Here is an 18871-nt window from a genome sequence, read left to right on the forward strand (position 1 = left end):
TATCAGGAAGCATGGCCGGATGCCGAGGCGCAGTCGCCCGAGCAAATATCGGCGCATCGGGCCACGCGCACGACGGCGACACCACCTGCCAGCACGCATGACGCATCCGCGATGCTGCCGACGGTCGCGAACCCGCCTTCGCCGACCAGCCTGTCCCGGACGCAATTTGCGGGACCGGGTGGAGCGACACCCCCGGCCGACGCAATAACGCCGCCATCGGCAACCGGGAGCACCGACGCGCTATTCCGGCCGGCCTCGAGGAATCCCGATCCCGATATTGGCCCGGACACGGGATCGTCACCAAGGACCGAGGTTGCGACCGCCCCGGCAAGACAAGCATCGGCACCGCAGGCCATCCCATCGTCCAGACCGGCGACCGCGCCTGTCGTGCAGCGCAAGGCGGCCGCCATGCCAGTCGCGGGATCGGCGGCTTCCACACAGGATAGGCGCGCCACCTCGCGGGGAGAGATGCGCCCCGCTTCCCCGCCCTCGGCCGACATGCCGAATGCCGGCTTGCGATCTCCTCAAAAGCTCGACGCGCCGCGCTTGGAACCCACGGACATTCGAGCTCCGGTTGATCCCGCGAAGCAGGACGCCGTGCCTCCGGGGCACGCGATCGCCGAGGCCCACAGCACAACAGCGTCGGCCGCTCCGACCGGCATCCTGTCCTCGGCCGAGGCCCCGACGAGGCGCGCGCGCGTCTTGCCCACGGCACCCCATTCGCCGGCCGGGACGCCGTCCACATCCATCGACCAGCGGCGCGGCAATGCGGTGCCGCGCCCGCAAACCCATGATGCCGGCTCGATGGCGTCTACCACGCCGCCTGCCGAAAGTGCGGCGCAAGCCCGCGCCGGCTCTCCCTTATCCTTCGACGACACGCCCGCTCCTTCGCACTCCCAACGAAATCCCGTCGCAAGACCCGATGGGGCGCCCGCTCCCCTGCCCTTGCGCCACCGGCAGGCAGCGAACCCGGTAGCGCCAGACGGGAACATGCCGGCGCAGCGCCAGACGATCGCGGCCCGGACGCGCACTCACCGGGAGCCGCACGAAACGAGGGCAGCCTTGGCAGGCAAGGAAAGCGGCGATCCGCCTGTCCCGGACCATAAGGCTGTGTCCGTCTCGTCCGCACGCGCCACAGCGCCCATGCCTGCTCATCGCGGTGAAAATCCCGGAAACGGCCTTTCCGTGCCCGCTCCGATACCGCCGACTCCTGACCGACCGTCGGCGACCGGCCCCGAGCAGCCACGCGTGCGCGCCTATCCGCCCGCATTGCAAGCCCTGGACGCGGAAGGAGCGGCCCCCGGATCGCGGCAGGCTTCCCGGCGCCCTCCCGCGCCCGCAGGCGAGCTGCGCATAGACATCGGTCGGATCGATATCGAAATGCCGCGTTCGCGCTCGTCCGCCAGACGCCCGCAGCCACCGCCCCTGAAAACCAGGACGCGCGGGGGGCCTGACGCATGAATTCCGGCTTCTCGATCGCGGCCTGCACCGTCGCCATCGCCGATCGGCTTCACATGTTCATCGGCGATGCGATACCGGGGGCGCGGGTGACCACCCTCAATCCGGGATCGGACGCCCTTCGCACGGGCGACCCTTTCGTCAATCTGTATCTGTTCCGTACCGCGCGGAACGGCTTCGTCTCGAACGATGACCTGCCGACGCGCGGCCCTCTCGGGGCGGCGAAGCAGTCTCCCGTCCTCAAGCTCAACCTCGACTACATGATAACCTTCTTCGGCGACGACGCGCGCCTCGATCCCCAGCGCCTCCTCGGCATGGTCGCAGGTGGGCTCAACGCAGAACCCTATATCCCGCGCGATATGCTGCGTTCGGCGATAGCGACCACGCCGTGGCTCGGCGGCGGCGATCCGCAACTGCCAAGCGATGAAATCCTCATCACGCCGCTCAACATGCTGCCCGATGCGATGGCGCGGTTGTGGTCCGAGTTCGTCGACGTGCCCTATCAGCTCACCCAGCTCTACACGGCCACCCCGATCGCGATCGAATATAAGCTGCCGGTCGAACCCGTGCTGCCTGTCCGCCGTATCGGATTGCGCGCCATACCGTCTCGGTCGATCGCCATCACGGATGTTGTCAACGCGTCCGATCCCGAACTCCCGATCAGCGGCGGGGGCACCATGGCGGTGCGTATTCCCGATCCAGGGCAGCCCGGGCTTTCGGTGCTGATGAACGGGATTCCGGCCGAGGGCGTTCGGATCGGCTACGACGCGCAGGGCTATTCCGCCCTGCTGGTGGATCTCACGGTCGGGCAGCCTGCTCCGCTGATGGCAGGCGCCCTCACGGTCAAGATCGTGAAGCGCGGCCCGGACGCGCAGTCGATCGTCGCGGAATCTCCCGTTTTCACCACAAGCATCGTCCCGGCGTTCGCAGGCGCTCCGGCCCTGAGCGGCGACGGCAAACAGTTGGACCTCCCAATGGCGCTGCCGGTGCCGGCGGAAAAGACCCCCGTCGTGCTGCTTTTTGCCGCGGGCACAAAATCGACATCATATCGGATCCCGTGCCTGCCGCGGACGACGGCCGCGACGATGCTGGCCGCGCCGCTCACGGGCGTGATCGCGGGCAACTATCTCGTGAGCATCGAAATCGACGGCGTCGCGAGCCTGCTCGACTGGAGCGACGGCACCTACACCGGACCGCGCGTCATGGTCCCCGGAGCCTGAGCGATGGCCGAGCCCAGCATCCATGTCGCGCGCTTGCAGGCTGCGGTCAGCGCGGTCGAGCGGATGATGGAGGATTATGCGCGGGCACGATCACGCCCCGGTGGGCATCATCCGCCCGGCACCGCACGCGGCGTCGATCTTGGCCCATCCATCGATGGATCGGCGCTGGACGCACTGGCGGGCTGGTACGCGCTGACGCCGTTCGAGCTGGCTGTCATCGCACTGGCCGCCGGCTTCGAAATCTCACCCGACATGGCCAGTTTATGCGCTCTCGCCCAAGGCGATCCCACCGCGAACACCCCCACCACCCTGCTGGCGCTCGCGGTGTTCGCGGATCTCGACGGCGCCTCGCAAGCGGTCTTCGCGCCTAGCGCTCCGTTACGCTTCTGGCACCTCATCACGGTCGAAACGACGCGCCCGGGCAGCCGGCTTCAGTTTCGCTTCGGCGTCCCGGATGCCGTTCTGTCATTCCTCGTGGGGCAACCGGTGATCGACGACGCGCTCGCGGACATCATCCGTCCCCTTGAGGCCGTCCCGCAATTGCCCTCCGACGAGACTCTCGCGGGTCATGTCGCCCGGACGGCGCGCCTGTCCGGCGCCGATGCCGCTCTCCATCTGGCAACAGAGCCAAGCCGGCGTGCGCTCGGCGTCGCAGCGGGGGCCGCGAAGCTGCTCGGCTTTCTGCCCTTTCACCTGCCACTCGTTCGCCTCACGATCGATGCCGAGCGCGACGGCGTGTTTCGTCTCTGGCAGCGGGACCGGCTCGCGCTCGGTGGCGCGCTGGTCGTCTCCTTCGAGGAACCACCGGGCGAATTTCAGCTCAATGCCATTTCACGGCTACTCGCCGAAGGACGTGGGCCGCTTTTCCTTGTGGGAGCGGCCGGGCAGTCGATCGCCGAACGCGCGCCGGGAGCGGTGATCCGCATGTCGCTCCCGAGGACGGACCCGGGCGAGGTCGCCGAGCATCTCGCCGCCCGGCTCGGCCAGGAGACCACGCCCGAACTGCGCGACATCGCGGCGCGCTTTCGGCTGCCCTTGCCGACCCTGGAGAGCTGCGCGACCGTGGCCCGCGCGAAGACGGGGGAAGCAGGCCCCTCGGTGCCATCCGAGACCCTGCTTGCCGAAATGTTGCCGTTGCTGCGCGATCAGGTGCGCGAAGCGATGGGTGGCCTTGCCGATCGGGTTCCCGTCCGAATGACGCTGGACGATCTCGTGGTTCCGCAGAGCGCGCGCGCCGTCCTCGATCAGATCATCGCCCGCCAGCGCAACCGCGGTCGAGTCATGGATGAATGGGGATTTGCGCGCGCAGGCGGCGGAGCCCGCGGGATGAGCGTACTCTTCGCGGGGCCAAGCGGCACGGGAAAGACGCTCGCGGCGGAAGCGCTTGCCCATGCGCTCTCGCTCGACCTGTTCCGTGTCGACCTGTCGCGGATCGTCGACAAATATATCGGCGAGACCGAAAAACGGCTCGCGGCGCTGTTTGACGCGGCGGATGCCACCGACGCGATCCTGCTGTTCGACGAGGCCGATGTGCTCTTTGGCCGGCGCACCGAGGTGCGCGATTCCCACGACCATTATGCCAATCTCGAAGTGGGCTATCTGCTCCAGCGGATCGAGTCGTTCCGCGGTATCGCGATCCTGACCACCAACCTCGCCAACGCGATCGACGACGCCTTCGCGCGCCGGTTCGCATTCAGCCTGCACTTCGAATTTCCATCGCTGGACGAACGATCGCGCATCTGGCGCGGCGCCTTTCCGGCCGAAGCGCCCGCGACAAGCCTCGACTGGGACCGGCTCGCGCGGCTGACGCTGACCGGCGGGCAGATCCGCGTGGTCTCGATCAACGCCGCGATGCTCGCCGCCGACGAGGAGCGCGCCATCTCGATGGGGCATATCGCGCGGGCACTCGAAAGCGAATATGCCAAGCAGCGGCGACGCATCCCGCCGGCCGAACTCGCGGACTGGCCGGCTTGACGCGCGCGGCTCCCCCACCCGCCGCCATCTCGGCGCAGGTCGATGCCGCGATTGCACGCGATCCTCGCCTGCGCGCCGCCCTCGCCAGGCTCGACGCCGGCCAGCGGGACCATGTCCGGCGCGTCATCGCCCGCACGATCGAGGCGAAATTGCGCGAGCGGGGATATCCACGATGACGCCCTATCCCAACAGTCCCAATATCCTGAAGGCGGCCCTCATCAGCATGGGCGGCACGATCCCGGTCCCCCGGCTGATTATGCTCCAGTACAATCCCGCCGAGCTCACACGCCAGCTCCATCCCGATTTCGAGAAGACTGGCGACACACCGACCGGCACCAACCTGCTGGCTGGCCCCGCCATCGAGACGATCCAGATGACCGCCCGGATCAGTGCGGTCGACCAGCTCGAGAATAACGATGCGACGGCGATGGCGTTCGGAATCCATCCCCAGCTCGCCACGCTCGAGATGATGCTATTCCCGACAACGAGCTCCGTGCTGCAGAGCCTCACCCAGATGGCACTCGGCATCCTGGAGATCGTGCCCCCGGAATCGCCGCTCACCATATTCGTGTGGGGTCCGCAACGCGTTCTTCCCGTCCAGATCACGAGCTACAGCGTCACCGAGACGATGCACGACACCCGCCTGAACCCGATTGACGCGCAAGTGACAATGGATATGAAAGTCCTGACCTATCAGGATTTTTCTCCCAACCAGACGGGATTTTACCTTTATCTCGCCAATCTGGCGGAGCGTGAGCTGATGTCTGCGCTCGGTACGGTGCAGAGTGGTGCGAGCATGATTTCGGCGGCGTCGCTCAGATGACGTCCCGTCCTATCACCCGCTATCCGATCCAGATCGAGCACGCCGCGCCAGGCAAGCTCGTGCGCACGCGCGTTCGCCATGTGGCGGTGTCGGGCTCGTCCCCCGTCGTCACCGGCGATGCGACGGAAGCGATCCCCTATCTTGCGCGCACGATCCTGCCGCTCGCGAGCAGCTTCAAGCCGCAGACCAGCTACACCATCCTCGCTGGCGACCGGCTCGACAACATCGCGGCCAAATTGCTCGGCAATCCGATGCTCTATTGGATGTTGCTCGAAGCGAATAACGCCAGCGATCCTGCCATGCTGTGCGCGGTCCCCGGGCGCAAGATCGTCGTTCCGGCGGTGGTCGGCCAGGGCAGCAATCCATTCGATCAACCACAGGCATCGCGGCGCGGCACGGCCGCGGCCCCCGTTGATCGCACGGACGACGGCGAGGAACTGCCATGAGCTTCCCGGTCGGCGTCCAGCTCTCGATCCTGGCCGGCAACCAGGAGGTGCCGACCCCGATCGGTCCCGCTCTCGCGGAGTTGCTGATCGACGCCGAAGTGACCGAGGTTGCGGACGGGCAGGCGGCGTTCCGCATCACCTTCGGGGCGCAACGCACCGACGACGGCAACGGCATGGAGGTGGAGGTTCTCTCCGACGGCCGCTTCGCTCCGGGCAACCGCGTGCTCATCATGGCCATGCAGGCGGCGTTGCCCACGGTGCTGATGGACGGGCTGATTACCGACATCTGGCTCGACCCCACGCGCAATCCCAACCAGAGCCGCATCGTGATTAGCGGCGCGGACCTGAGCGTCGCGATGGACCTCACCGAGAAGATTCGCGGCTATCCCGACATGGACGATGAGCTCATCGTTCTCGAGATCCTCGCACAATATGAGCGGTTCGCGATCGTCCCGGAGACGATCCCGCCTGTCGAATCCGACTTTCCGACGATCGTCCAGCGCACGCCTGTCCAGCACGGCACCGACCTTGAATATCTGTACGCGCTCGCAAACCGCTACGGTTATGTATTCACCCTGCGCCCAGGGGCGGTTCCGTTCACCAACACCGCCTATTGGGGGCCTCCCCGGCGGGTCGGTGTTCCCGCTCCCGCCCTGACCGTCGGGAACAGCACCTTCAGCAATGTGGACCAACTGGTGTTCATGCAGGATGGACGCGCGGCATTCCAGGTCTCGGGATTGATACCGGGGCCTCTCGAGGCAACGCCGGCGCTGCCGATCATGGCCCTCGAACCGACATTTCTCCCGCCGCTCGCGCTGAAGAGCCCTTACCCGCTCTCATCGCTGCTTGGTATGCGATTGCCGACCGGATCGGACGGTTTCGACGAAATCCGCGCGATGGGTTTCGCCCAGGGCCGCGTCAACAGATCGTCCACCGCCGTGGCGCGCGCCGAGGGCGAGCTCGATGTCGCCAAATATGGCGCGATCCTTCGTGCCGGCGGGCTTGTCGGCGTACGCGGCGCCGGGATCACCTTCGACGGCAACTGGAATGTCGCCGAGGTGCATCACAAGCTTCAGCGCAACGCCTACAGGCTCGGCTTCAAGCTCGAACGCGACGGCACCGATCCCCTGCTTCCGGTGGTGGTGCCATGAGGCCCCCGCCCCCCACGAGGAGAGCGTGATGAAGCAGTTCTGGGGCAAGTATCGCGGGGTCGTGGTCGACAACGAAGACCCGCTGATGCTCGGCCGGCTCCAGGTCATGGTGCCCATGGTCCTTGGCGAAGTGATGACGGCCTGGGCCATGCCGTGCGTCCCTTATGCCGGGATGCAGGTCGGTTTCTACATGATGCCGCCTGTCGGAGGCGCGATCTGGGTCGAGTTCGAAGGCGGCGACACGGATTATCCGATATGGGCGGGTTGCTTCTGGCGAGAGGGCGAGCGCCCGATCGAGGCCGAGTTGCCGACGATGCGCATGATTCAGACAAGCTCGGGCAAGCTCCTGTTCAACGACCTGCCGGGCGAAGGGGGGTTCACCCTCACGGTCAGCGATCCCGCGGTGGCCGTGCCGGTGGTGGTCAGCGGATCGAGCACGGGCGTGACGATCAGCCTCGCCGAGATCCGCATCACCATGAATGAATCGGGCGTCAACATCCTTGCCGAACCCGCGACACTCGCGGTGACGATGGAAGGTTTCACGGTCGCGCACGGCTCCGCGATGATTAACGGCGTCGAACCCGAAGTCACCATCAACGAAGGAGGCCTTACCGTGCTCTGATCGGTTCGCTGCCACGCGTCGCGCATTCGACGCTCCATATCGCCGCCAAGGAGGGTCGTTCCAAGTCAGATGACCGGGTATCTCAGCTTTCCCTATCAGATCGACGGGGCCGGACAGACCGCGACAACGGATCTTCCGACCTATATTCAAAATCTGATCCTGCTGGTTCTCGAAACCAACCCCGGCGAACGTGTGAACCGGCCCGATTTTGGCGCGGGCCTCCGACAACTTGTCTTTTCCGGCATGGATGCCGGTCTGGCGAGCGCGGCCGAGACGTTGGTGCGCGGCAAGCTGCTCCAGTTCCTGGGCGACGCGATCGCCATCAATACCCTGAGCGTCAGCCTCGGCAACGAAGCCGTGACCGTCGATCTGACCTATTTCGTCACCCACAGCCAGACGGCCGGAGCCTCGTCGGTCACCGTCCCGCTTCCCGGCTATGCCGCAAACCCGCAGGGCAGCGGCGGCGGCGCTTCCGCCTCGATCGAGGAGTATTGAACCATGGCGGACAGCGGCCTGCCCACCGTCGTGCGTTCGGTGCAAAGCGCCGGCACGCTCCAACTGATCGTACAACTGCCTCCATCGCCGGCGGGCTCCACCACTGGCGCGGAAGCCATGATGACGGCAGCCGGGGCGCCGGCACCTGCCCTCCTCGATACCACGCGCGTGTCGATCGCCGACCTGTTCGGCACGCCTGTCGAAGTCATCCGCGTCCAGAGCCTCGACCAGGATACGGGCCTGCTCCACATCCAGGCCAATGCACCCCTTGCGGACCCGGCAGCCGATGCGCCGGCCTATCGGCTCACCATCGGCGATGTCGCGACGTGGTTCGCGCCTCAATCACAAGCCAGCACCGCACCACCCGCGACGCCCGCGCAGGCACCTCCCGGCGCGGCCTCCATCAACTATCTCGGCCGCGACTATGCGGCTTTCACGGCGCTGATGCGCTCCCGCGTGTCGCAGATCGTCCGTGATGATTCCGCCTGGGCGATCGATCATCCCGCGGACCCCATGACGACGATCATCGAAGCGCTCGCCTATGCCGGGGACCATCTCTCCTACCGTCAGGACGCGGCCGGCACCGAGTCCTACCTGCCCACGGCGCGTCATCGCCTGTCGCTGCGGCGCCATGCGCGACTGCGGGATTATGGCGTCAATGACGGGTGCAATGCGCGCACCGCGCTGGTCTTCACGGTCACGAACGACGGCGTGATCCCCGCAGGATTGCAGGTGGTGACCGAGCAGCCGGGCGTGCTGACCATGAATCTGCCCGCCAACGCATCGCTCGTCGCGAGCACCACGGTGTTCGAGACCATGATGGACCTGACCGTATCGGTGCTGCGCAACAACCTTGCCTTCTCGCTGGCGCGCTCGACGGCCTACACCCTCCCCGCGGGCACGATCCAGGCCCAGCTCGCCAGCACGCAGACCGGGCTCGTCCCCGGCCAGTTGATCGCCATCGTCCAGACGACCGCGCCCGCCGGCGTCGCGCAGCCTTTCGGCGCGCAGGTCGTGCGGCTGCTGCGCCTTGATCCCGTCACCGACGCCAATGGCAATGCCTATGCCACGACGATCACCTGGCATCCCGAGGATGCGCTTACCCGGCCGCTGACCGTCGCCGCGCAGGGCCAGCCGGGAGTGGTGCAGCTCTATGGCAATGTCGGACTGGCGGATCACGGCCGGACGATCGGCGTCAAGCCCGTCCCCGACACAGCGCCTGCCGGCAGGCTCTATCGCCCGACGATCGAGGTCGAGGATCCGATATCGGCCTGCCCGCCGCCGCCCTTCGCCGCCGCGTTCGACGGTTCGCAGGACGTCACGCAGTCGGCCCTGCTCGTCCCGTCGGCAAAGGCCAGTCTCTCGCCCGACCCGACCGAGGCCACCCTGTGCATCCAGATGGCGGGCGAGCGACCCGGAATGGCCAAGGTCATCGATATATGGAACGCCCGGCAGGACTTGATATCGACCCCGGCTACGGAACGCGCTTTCGCCGCCGCGCCCGAAGACGGCTATGGAGGCGACCGGCGCCACCTCCTTCTGCGCTTCGGCGACGGGGCGCTCGGCGCAGTGCCGCCCCCCGGCACCCTGTTCACGGCAACCGTTCGTGTCGGTGATGGCCAGAGCGGGCGGGTGCGCGCGAACGCGCTCGTCCAGATCGTCGGCTCCTCGCCCTTGATCTCCTGGGTCAGCAACCCGCTGCCTGCGACATCGGTCGAGCCCGAAGGGAATGAGAGCATCCGTCTGTTCGCGGCCACGAGCTTTCGGACCAACAAGCGTGGCGTCGAACCGGGCGACTGGGAGCGTCTCGCAAACAGCGATCCTCTGGTCACGGGGGTCGAGGCGCGGGTTGGGGACGACGGCTATGCGCCCTGCATCGTGGGCATCACGACAGTGGAGACCATTCCCCCCGACATGACCTATCCCGTCGTGAAGGCGCGGCTCATGGACTATGCGGTGCTCGGCGCCCCTCCGACAATCGAGGAAGGTATCGACGTGCCGGTCGATATCGCACTCGTCGTTTATTGTAAGGGCGGGGCCAACATCGCGGCCGTGCGCGAGCGGCTGCTGCGGCGCATCGGCGCCGGCGCGAAATCCGATGGCGGTCCGGCCCATTTTCATCCGACGGCCTGGCCGCTCGGCAGGCCGGTGATCCTTGCCGAATTGATTTCGCTCCTCGATGCGGATCCCGCCGTATCGTTCGTGGTCAGCGACCCGGCCATGGACCCGCGCGTGGCCTTCCGAACCGTCGGTCGCGGCGACACGACCGGCGCCAATGTCGCGGCCGGCCAGATCGCGATCGGGGCTACCGAGCGGGCGCGCGCCGGAAATGTCGCATTCCATCCCGAGCTTGGCGTGGTCCGCCTGTATGTGGCGGTGGCGCCATGAGCCGCAATATCCCCGATGACGAGATCTCGTCCGGCCTGGGCGATTATGCACGCTTCAAGCAGGAGATGTTCGACCTGATCCCCCGTGTCGTGGTCAACACGGGCGGGAACTCGATGTCGCGCCCCTTGGCGCGCCTCGACCGCAATGTGCCGACCGATCCCACGCTGGCGCTCATCGACGCCTTCGCGCAGGTCGCCGATGTCCTGTCCTTCTATCAGGACCGGGTTCTCAACGAGGGCTATCTCTCGACCGCGGTCGACTATCGCAGCCTCGCGCTCATTGGCCGTGGCCTGGGCGAAAACCCCGGAACCTTTATCGGCGCGACAGCCGAGATCGCGGTCTTCGCCCAACCGGGCGATCCGATCGTCGTGCCCCAGGGTGCCGCGATCCAGGCGACGCCGCCGGCTTCGCGAGGTTCGAGCGCGCTGACAACGGGAGGCCCGACGGGAAGCGGGAGTGGCGGTGCGAACGCGGCCTCAAGCGCAGAAGGCCAGGGCGCGGCCTCGGCCGGCGCCGGCACTGCGGCCACGATCGCCTCGGCCCCGGTGTTTGAAACCGCCACGCCGCTCACCGCCATTCCGGCCCTCAATCAGTTGACGCCCCAGCAGACGCGACCAGCCTGGGTGACCGAGGAATCCACCGAGCTCCTGCTCGCCGGAACCGGGCTCGGCCTTCAGGTCGGGGATTTCCTCCTCTACAAGCGCGCCTCGCCCGAGCCGATCCAATGGGTACGCCTGACCGTGTTCTCGGTGGCTGAAAACCATGTGCTGTCGACCACCACCGTCGGGATCGGGTCACCGATCGGCGATCAGTGGGCAGCAAGCGGGGCGACCGATCCTTTCCCCCCAAACGAGGCCAACGGGCTCGAGCTTCATGCATTCGATCTTACCTGCCGGCTGTTCGGCTACAACGCGCCGTCATGGTCGTCACAGTCCGCGGCCGTACAGCGCGCAAACACGCCGACAGGCATGGTTCCTTCCGAATTCTCGGAATGGCCGGGCTACGCCATCGACCTGAACGACCTCGATCTCCAGGCCGTCTATTCCAAGGTGCTTCCGGGTAGCGAGTTCCTGCTCGAGACGCCGGAGGACAAGACGCTGGGCCTGATCGAGGCGGTATCCCGACAGAATATTTCCGAATTCAACATGTCGGGTCAGGTCACGCAGGTCGAACTCGCCCCCGATCCCGCGACCCTGCCCACCGGATCGGCGCTCATCCCCTCCCGCATGGGACATAGCGCGACCACGCTCAGCGATGGCCGCGTCCTGCTCACGGGCGGCATCGGCGTCCAGGGTGTGCTCGACAGTGTCGAGGTCTACGATCCCGTAACCCAGCTCGTCAGCCAGATCGACAAGCTCCCGCAGCCGCGCGGCCTGCATACCGCCACCCTGGTCGGCGGCATGGTCTATCTCGCCGGAGGCGTGAACGAGGACTGGTCGCTGGCGACCGACCTGCTCGTCCTCGATCCGGCAACGATGCGCTTCACGCCGGCGCAGGAGAAGCTTGCGATACCGCGCATCGGCCATGCGGCGACCCTGCTCCCCAACAATCGCATCATGCTGAGCGGCGGCCTTACCCTCACGCAGAACCAGCCGTTCAAATCGATCGGGGATCTGCTCGCCGCGCTCGCCGCCACGCCATCGGTGGCGGTCTACGATCCCTCGGGCGCCTCCTGGCAACCCTGCGCCGATCTGGCCAGGGCGCGTGCCGGGCACAGCGCGACCCTTTGTCCCGTGGTCAAGACCTCGGCCGACGGCGGTGGGGCCGCGGTCCCGCCGGTCGGTAATATCGTCATCTTCGTCGGCGGGCACGACGGAGGCGCCGCGCCTCCGGGTTTTCCAGAGGCCGGCCAGGCGGTTGGCACGGTCTGGGGCGATGCCGAGGTGACCAATATGGTCGACTGGCAACCAACGAGCCAATGCTACCCGATAGAAGCGGACGGCGTTCCCGGCAGTGCCCGCTACGATCAGGTGGCGGTGTCGCTGCCCAACAATATCGGGTTCCTCATCACCGGAGGACAATCGGCCGCGGGGCCGGTCGGCGACAACTGGCTGATCGGGGCTTTCGCCGACTATCAGGTCAAAGTCGACAATGGTCCGACCGCCGTGCCGACCTTCGTCCCGGCCCCGAAGCTTGCGACGGCCCGATCCAATCACGCCGCGGCCCTGCTGCCCGGCAACAAGGTCGCGGTCGCAGGCGGTGTCGCAGGCACCAGCGTGCTCGCGACGGTCGAGACCTTCGCCGTCAGTCCGGGGGTGAGCATTCCCTTCAACGGCGCGCATGTTCTTGCCGACGGCATCGCTGGAATGCCCCTGCCGGCGCCGCAAGGCTATCCGGCCTTCGCCGCACTTGCGCAGGACTATCTCCTGCTCGCCGGTGGCTTCAACGCGCTGCCGAACGGCTATACCGGCGCCGTGGTTGCCCTTGATGCCGATGTCGGCACCGTCCAGACGCTGCCCGGCCCGGTCCTGACCACGCCCTTCACGCTGGCGCCCGTCGGAACGATCCTGCTCGCCGATGGCAGCATCCTGATTGTCGGGGCGACCTCGCCCGCGCCTTTCCCCACCCCCACGTCCACCATGGCTGGCTTCGCCTGGACCTTCGATCCCACGACCGGCCTCTCGACGGCCACCGGCGCCCCGAACACGCCGCGGATCGGCGCGACATTGTCGCTCCTCGCCAACGGCACGGTTCTTTATGCGGGCGGCTTCGGCCTCGGCGACGCCGGCTATTGCGTGCTCGATACGGCCGAGGTCTATGATCCCAAAAGCCGCACCTTCCGCAAGGTCGGCAACAAGATGACGACGCCGCGCTGTGGCCACAGCGCAACCGTGCTCGCTGACGGCTCGGTGCTGATCGCCGGCGGCTTCGCCTTTCCCCCGCTGATATACGATCCGCCCGGGGTGGAGGCGATCTGGGTTCCCTCCCTCGCCACAGCCGAGACCTTCACCACCGCCACCCAGACCTTCACGGCGGTGACCACCGTGCTCGAGACCGGTTTTGCCCTGCATTCGGCAACGCTTCTCGCCAATGGCGACGTTCTCATCGCAGGCGGTTTCAGCGCGTTCCAGGCCGTAACCCCCTTCGAGACGATGGAGATTTTTCCGATCGCCCAGGCGGCGGTGTTCAACATCGCCGCGCAAGCCTTTGCGACGATCGCCCCCATGCCCGGACCTCGGGCGATGCATTCGGCGACGCTGCTTCCGAGCGGCAAGGTGCTGATCGCCGGTGGCGCGACAGACGAGCAGATGACGCCTGCGGCCGGCACGGTGATGTTCGATCCCACGGGGTTCACGTTCGCGGACTGGACGCCCCTCGCTTCCGCACGCCGTTCACAAGGCGCGGTTCTGATCGAGGACGGCGTGCTGATGCTGGGAGGCGACCCGGCATCGACCTACGAGATCGTCCCTTTGAGCGGCGCCGGCGGCGAGCCCGCCTATCCGCTCCCCATCGCGCTGCCGTCGCCCGCTTACCCAAATCTCGTGTCGCTCACCATGGGAGTCACCCCGATCCCGCTCGCCGGCCACGGTGTCTATGCTTTCGGCGGCCAGATCGATGCCGAGGGCAATTCGACCTGCACCGCCGTCCTGTATGTCGATGCGCCACCGCCCGCGGATTCGGATGCGCGCCGCCAGGCCCTGGTCTACACCCAGAGCCGACGGCTTTATCTGGCGCCGCCGATCGACGACGCCCCGTTGCCCGGAAACACCCCGATCGGCCAATCGTCGATTTCAACCGATACGCTGGTGCTGTCCGGGCTGATCGACCAGATCTCCGTCGGCCAGGCCCTTCTGCTCGCCGGCAAACCGCCGCTCGCGCGCACGGTCGGCGCCGTGTCGCTGATTGGCGGCGCGAAGCTGCCCACCGGCACGCTCGTGATGGTCTACGGCCCCATCCCGCAGCGCGATGAGGACTGGTGGTGGGCGGAGGTGCCCGACACCGGCAACCTTTCGCTCGAAACGGATCCGACAGGCAAGCCACCCTCGGATTTCCTCTATCTCTCCGGCAACGGAACCACGATCGGAAATGTCACATCGGACGAACTCGCGTTGTTCTCGCGTCCGGTCCAGAGCGAGGCCGTGACCGTCAAGGCGATCGTGAAATCATCCAGCGACCAGACCACGACGCTGACCCTGCAGGAGCCTCTGCGCAATCTCTATGACCGCACGACGACCATCGTGTACGGCAATGTCGTCGAGGTGACACAGGGCAGCACGGTCTCGGGCGAAGTGTTGGGGAGCGGAGACGGCCAGAAGCCGTTCCAGCAATTCCTGCTCAAGCTCGCGCCGCTCACCTGGCTCGAAGACACCGATGGAGCGATCGCGCCGCAGCTCAGCATCACCGTCAATGGCGCGGTCTGGCAATGCGTCGAGGCCCTGGGCGATGCCGGCCCCGACATGCAGGCCTATCAGCTCACGCAAGACGCGCAGGGCCGTGCGCAGATCACATTCGGTGATGGCGTCCACGGCCTGCGGCCCCCTACCGGACCCGACAATATCGTGGCCACCTACCGCGTTGGTGCGGGCGCCAACGGCAATGTCGCGGCGGGCAGCATCACGCGCGCGCCGATGGGCGTCGGAGGCATCAAGGGCGTGCTCAATCCCGTCGCCGCCAGCGGAGGCATCAGCACGCCACCCCGCAACCAACTGCGCGGAGAAATCCCGACGAGCGTCGCCGACCTCGGGCGGATCATCACGCGACGCGACATGCTGAGCTTCGTGCTCGATCGTCCTGAAGTCGGCTCCGCCGTCCTCACGGTCCTCGAGAACCAACAGCCGATCGTCTTCCTGCTGACGCTGGCCGAGCCTCAAAACGGTGTCCCGGACATGGCGTCTCCGGCCTTCAAGTCGCTCTCCGCCGCCGTCAATGCGGCCCTCGCGACCAGGCTGGAAATCGGCCTTCTGCCGTTCGATCCGGTGCCCTTCAAGGTCAAAGGCTGGTTCACCGCCGATACCGGCACCGATGTCCATGCCATTCAGCAAGCCATCAACGACGCGATCCGCACGGCCTATGCCTTGCCCGTCATGGCGTTCGACGAACTCGTCCGTGCGAGCGAGATCGCGCGGATCGTCCAGAACGTCGACGGCGTGAAGGATAGCGGCATCGATGCGCTGTGGGCACCGACGGAGACCAATGCCCCGCCCTCGCCCAACCGGGCGACCGCCGGCCCCTTACCCGCGCCGGACCTTCAGGTGCTGGCGCCCAAGCCCGCGCAGCTCGACCCCGCTACGGGCGCGCAAATCCTGTACATCAGCGCCGACGCGGACGCTGTGACCTTCCTTGAATCGACTGATCTGGGCGGAGGCGGTCAATGACGGATACCACGGCCCAGCACGACGGCGCGCCGCTTCCCGATCCGCTCTACGAACTGCTGCCGCCCATCTTCCGCATGTCGGATATCGCCGAGGGTTATCCGTTACTCGCCCTGTGCAAGGTCTTCGACCGGGTGCGGGCAGACATTGGCGACGCGATCACCGAACTCGAGGACGATTGGTTCATCCAGACCTGCCCGCTGGACCTCATCCCCTATATCGCGGCTCAGCTTGGCCTCGCGGTCGCGCAGCCGGTGCGGGCCGAACATCGAGCGCTTGTCGCCGATGCGCTCGGGTTCCGGCGACGCAAGGGCACGGCAAGCGCGATCCCGCGACGCGTGCGCGATGGCAGCGGCTGGTATGCGCTTTTTTCCCCCGACGCGACGACGCCGCCGGCGGGCTGGCCACTCGGCGCCGCCCAGCCAGCCGCGAATGCCGGGAATCTCCCACCAGCCAGGACACCGGCCGGATTGCTGCGCGTCTGGCGTTCGCCGACCTTCGCTATGATCGGCGTGACGCCCGCCGGCGCATCGACGCCGGGCTATTTCCATTTCAACCCCCTCGGCATCACGCAGCCTTTGTACAATCTGCCGAACACCCCTCTCGGCTGGGTCGCCGTGCCGCCCGTGACGGCCCTGCCGCCCAAGCTCACCACCGCCATGCTCGCGGCCGATCTGGAACATTATAACCGGATGTGGCCCATGCCGGGCACCGGACCGGGAAGCTCGATGCTCTACGGTGCCGAGCGGGGGCTGGTGATCCGTTACCGGCAAGGCAGCACGTCGGACTGGATGACGCTTGGTGCCGACGGCGTCCGGGCGGAGCCGCTCGGGCCGGATGGGGTTCAACCGCCGGCACCGGACTTTCCCGTGCTGGAAGGCGGCGCTCTCGCGCTCCAGACGATCACGGCGCAGACCACGACGCTCAACCTGAACTATGGCGATGCCCATGCGGTTCTCACCATCGATGTGCCTGACGCGCCATCGATGAGCCAGCTCGTGACCTTGCTCGAGAAGGCGATCGCCGACTGCCCGGTGACAGCCGGCACGACCGTGAGCGAGGCGGATGTGCGGGCGTTGGTCAGCGGCGCGCTCGGCAATGCGCTGCTCATCGTGCCGGCGACAGCCCCGATGGCGGCACTCTCGCTTTACCCCGCCCCCGGGAGCGCGGACCCGCTGAGATTGTCGGGAAGCGCCCGCACCGGCATTGCCGCGGCGACCTTTCCGCTCGACGAAAAATGCCTCGCCCTGCTGAACAACGCGCCTCCAGGCACGACCATGACCTTCACCGCGCCGACCGGAAAGGTGCTCGATGTCGGCCTGCCATTCGGCACGGCGGTCACGACACCTGCCGAGGCGGAAGCCGCGTTCGCGGGCGAGCTCACCGCCTGCTTCGTCTGCCTCGCACAGGATCGCGTGGTGATCGTCGCGCCCGTTTCGACGCAGTCGCCGATTGCTTCGACACCCCCCGCCTGGCAGCTAGGCCTCGTCCCGGCCGTCACGATCGATCCTGAGCAGGGGCTCTTCAGTTGGCCGGCCGCCTGGCCCGCACCGGCCGCGCTGGCCGTCGACTACGGGATTGCAATGCCGGGCGCCATCGGCGGGATCGGGCTGCGTGGGGCCATCCCCCTCCCTGCCGGCGCCGTGACGCTCTACGATGCCGGCGAGACGGGCTGGATCGTCGCCCAGCTCAGCCTTTGGGAAAGCGCGCCGACGCCATGCACCGTCCTCATGCTCCAATCGAGTGCGACGCGCTATCTTGATGGGCAGGCGATCGCGCCGCCTTCGGGCGACCGTCTGTGGATCGCGTCGGCGGCCGCGAGCCAGGCACTGATTTCCGTGTCGTCACCCAGTGCGTTCACGCTGACCGGTGCGAATTCGGGAACGCCCGGAGCTTTCGGGATGTCGGGCATTCTGTTCCAGGGCCAGATTTGCCTCAACGGCGGCAATCTCGATCTCACCCTCCTCGACATGACGTTGATCCCCGCCACAGGCCCCTCGATCATGCCCCTGCCCGTCGCGCCGCCGCAGGCACCCACCGCCGACACTCCGCCACCCGCGCCCCAACCGCCGCTCGCCGGCACCGCGAACATCGTGATCGAACGCACGATCTCGACGCTGCTCGATTTCAGCCGCGTGCAGGGCACGATCGCGCTGGAAAGCTGCGCGCTCAGCCCTCTTCACGCGCCGCCAGGCGACATGACGACGCCGGTGCTCATCGTACCGCTGGCATCGGCGCGCGTCTCCCGGACGACCGTGATGGGTTCGGCGCGTCTCGATGGAGCGCTCGAAGCGGTCGACTCGCTGTTCGCCGGCACGCTCACATGCACAAGGTCCGCAACCTTCTCGAACTGTTATGTGACGGATCTCCGATATCTATCCGCAGGCACGGACAGCGCGGCGACCGAAGCAGCGCTTGCCGCCGCACTGGCGACCCATCCGCCCGGGCTGATCCTGCTACGCTGCGAGAAATGTGCGAAGGTCAGCGGTATCGGCGCCCGCAACATGCTTCTGCGCCACCTGACGCTCGGAACCCCGGCCGAAGACTATTGCACATGCGGGACGGCGACCCCCACGAAAACGACTATGTGCCAGACCTGCACCGACGCGGCCTGCACGCTCTCCTGCCCGGCGCATGCTGCCGGCGCCAGCGTCGAACCTGCTCAGGCGCCCCCTGCGTTTTGCGCGGACAACCGCTATCCGCTTCCCGATTTCGCCCGGCTCGAGCCCTATCCGCAGAACCCGCGCACGATCATCGCGGGTGCTACCAACCACGACGAGCTGGGCGTCTATAACCTTGCGGTGCCGACCGCGCGCCGCGCCGAACTCGATGCCGCTCTGGACGATGCGCTGCTGGAGGGGACCACGCTCGATGTGCGGTTCGAAAGCTAGGTTGCGTTGACAAAGTGCGGCAACCACCTGCGGATGGCAGCGAGATTGAGGAAGCTGGCGAAGGACAGGGCGGTCTTGTCGTAGCGGGTGG

At 67.0% G+C, this 18871-nt stretch carries 13 protein-coding genes; 11 read left to right on the forward strand and 2 right to left on the reverse strand.

Going from position 1 to position 18871, the window contains the following annotated elements:
- Window positions 1-2 precede the first annotated feature (2 nt).
- A complete protein-coding gene (locus FHS98_RS18700; RefSeq protein ID WP_208402345.1) occupies window positions 3-500 on the reverse strand; it encodes a hypothetical protein in 498 nt (165 codons plus the stop codon).
- 24 nt (window positions 501-524) lie between these two features.
- Window positions 525-878, reverse strand: coding sequence for a hypothetical protein (locus FHS98_RS17110; protein ID WP_167108077.1), 354 nt, complete (start codon window positions 876-878; stop codon window positions 525-527).
- A gap of 579 nt (window positions 879-1457) precedes the next feature.
- Between FHS98_RS17110 and FHS98_RS17115 the strand changes: the two genes are divergently transcribed.
- The 11 genes from FHS98_RS17115 to FHS98_RS17165 all read left to right on the forward strand — a co-directional run bounded on the left by FHS98_RS17115 (window position 1458) and on the right by FHS98_RS17165 (window position 18780).
- Window positions 1458-2678, forward strand: a complete 1221-nt coding sequence (locus FHS98_RS17115) for a Pvc16 family protein (RefSeq protein ID WP_425057360.1) — start codon at window positions 1458-1460, stop codon at window positions 2676-2678.
- A gap of 3 nt (window positions 2679-2681) precedes the next feature.
- Complete coding sequence (locus FHS98_RS17120) at window positions 2682-4652, forward strand: ATP-binding protein (RefSeq protein ID WP_167108083.1); 1971 nt, start codon at window positions 2682-2684, stop codon at window positions 4650-4652.
- Complete coding sequence (locus FHS98_RS17125) at window positions 4649-4828, forward strand: hypothetical protein (RefSeq protein ID WP_167108086.1); 180 nt, start codon at window positions 4649-4651, stop codon at window positions 4826-4828. The genes FHS98_RS17120 and FHS98_RS17125 overlap by 4 nt, the downstream gene beginning before the upstream one ends.
- A complete protein-coding gene (locus FHS98_RS17130; protein WP_167108089.1) occupies window positions 4825-5475 on the forward strand; it encodes a hypothetical protein in 651 nt (216 codons plus the stop codon). Before FHS98_RS17125 ends, FHS98_RS17130 begins: the two co-directional genes overlap by 4 nt.
- Window positions 5472-5921, forward strand: coding sequence for a baseplate wedge protein 53 (locus tag FHS98_RS17135; RefSeq protein ID WP_167108092.1), 450 nt, complete (start codon window positions 5472-5474; stop codon window positions 5919-5921). The genes FHS98_RS17130 and FHS98_RS17135 overlap by 4 nt, the downstream gene beginning before the upstream one ends.
- A complete protein-coding gene (locus FHS98_RS17140; RefSeq protein ID WP_167108095.1) occupies window positions 5918-7072 on the forward strand; it encodes a phage late control D family protein in 1155 nt (384 codons plus the stop codon). The genes FHS98_RS17135 and FHS98_RS17140 overlap by 4 nt, the downstream gene beginning before the upstream one ends.
- 28 nt (window positions 7073-7100) lie before the next feature.
- Window positions 7101-7694, forward strand: coding sequence for a phage baseplate assembly protein V (locus FHS98_RS17145; protein WP_167108098.1), 594 nt, complete (start codon window positions 7101-7103; stop codon window positions 7692-7694).
- A 69-nt stretch (window positions 7695-7763) separates the two neighbouring features.
- Window positions 7764-8189, forward strand: coding sequence for a GPW/gp25 family protein (locus FHS98_RS17150; RefSeq protein ID WP_167108101.1), 426 nt, complete (start codon window positions 7764-7766; stop codon window positions 8187-8189).
- A gap of 3 nt (window positions 8190-8192) precedes the next feature.
- On the forward strand, window positions 8193-10577 hold the full coding sequence (locus tag FHS98_RS17155) for a baseplate J/gp47 family protein (protein WP_167108104.1): 2385 nt from the start codon (window positions 8193-8195) through the stop codon (window positions 10575-10577).
- Window positions 10574-15892, forward strand: a complete 5319-nt coding sequence (locus tag FHS98_RS17160) for a tRNA wybutosine-synthesizing protein 4 beta-propeller domain-containing protein (protein ID WP_167108107.1) — start codon at window positions 10574-10576, stop codon at window positions 15890-15892. The genes FHS98_RS17155 and FHS98_RS17160 overlap by 4 nt, the downstream gene beginning before the upstream one ends.
- 74 nt (window positions 15893-15966) lie before the next feature.
- The gene (locus FHS98_RS17165; RefSeq protein WP_167108110.1) at window positions 15967-18780 is read left to right on the forward strand and encodes a phage tail protein; all 2814 of its coding nucleotides are present in this window, start codon (window positions 15967-15969) and stop codon (window positions 18778-18780) included.
- Window positions 18781-18871 lie beyond the last annotated feature (91 nt).

The sequence above is a fragment of the Sphingomonas oligoaromativorans genome, from assembly GCF_011762195.1.
GTDB lineage: Bacteria > Pseudomonadota > Alphaproteobacteria > Sphingomonadales > Sphingomonadaceae > Solisphingomonas > Solisphingomonas oligoaromativorans.

Coding starts and splice junctions, on each gene's coding strand:
- FHS98_RS17135 (WP_167108092.1), top strand. CDS start 5,472: ATGACGTCCCGTCCTATCACCCGCTATCCGATCCAGATCGAGCACGCC.
- FHS98_RS17120 (WP_167108083.1), top strand. CDS start 2,682: ATGGCCGAGCCCAGCATCCATGTCGCGCGCTTGCAGGCTGCGGTCAGC.
- FHS98_RS18700 (WP_208402345.1), bottom strand. CDS start 500: ATGTCGGCCGAGGGCGGGGAAGCGGGGCGCATCTCTCCCCGCGAGGTG.
- FHS98_RS17155 (WP_167108104.1), top strand. CDS start 8,193: ATGGCGGACAGCGGCCTGCCCACCGTCGTGCGTTCGGTGCAAAGCGCC.
- FHS98_RS17130 (WP_167108089.1), top strand. CDS start 4,825: ATGACGCCCTATCCCAACAGTCCCAATATCCTGAAGGCGGCCCTCATC.
- FHS98_RS17145 (WP_167108098.1), top strand. CDS start 7,101: ATGAAGCAGTTCTGGGGCAAGTATCGCGGGGTCGTGGTCGACAACGAA.
- FHS98_RS17165 (WP_167108110.1), top strand. CDS start 15,967: ATGTCGGATATCGCCGAGGGTTATCCGTTACTCGCCCTGTGCAAGGTC.
- FHS98_RS17115 (WP_425057360.1), top strand. CDS start 1,458: ATGAATTCCGGCTTCTCGATCGCGGCCTGCACCGTCGCCATCGCCGAT.
- FHS98_RS17140 (WP_167108095.1), top strand. CDS start 5,918: ATGAGCTTCCCGGTCGGCGTCCAGCTCTCGATCCTGGCCGGCAACCAG.
- FHS98_RS17150 (WP_167108101.1), top strand. CDS start 7,764: ATGACCGGGTATCTCAGCTTTCCCTATCAGATCGACGGGGCCGGACAG.
- FHS98_RS17160 (WP_167108107.1), top strand. CDS start 10,574: ATGAGCCGCAATATCCCCGATGACGAGATCTCGTCCGGCCTGGGCGAT.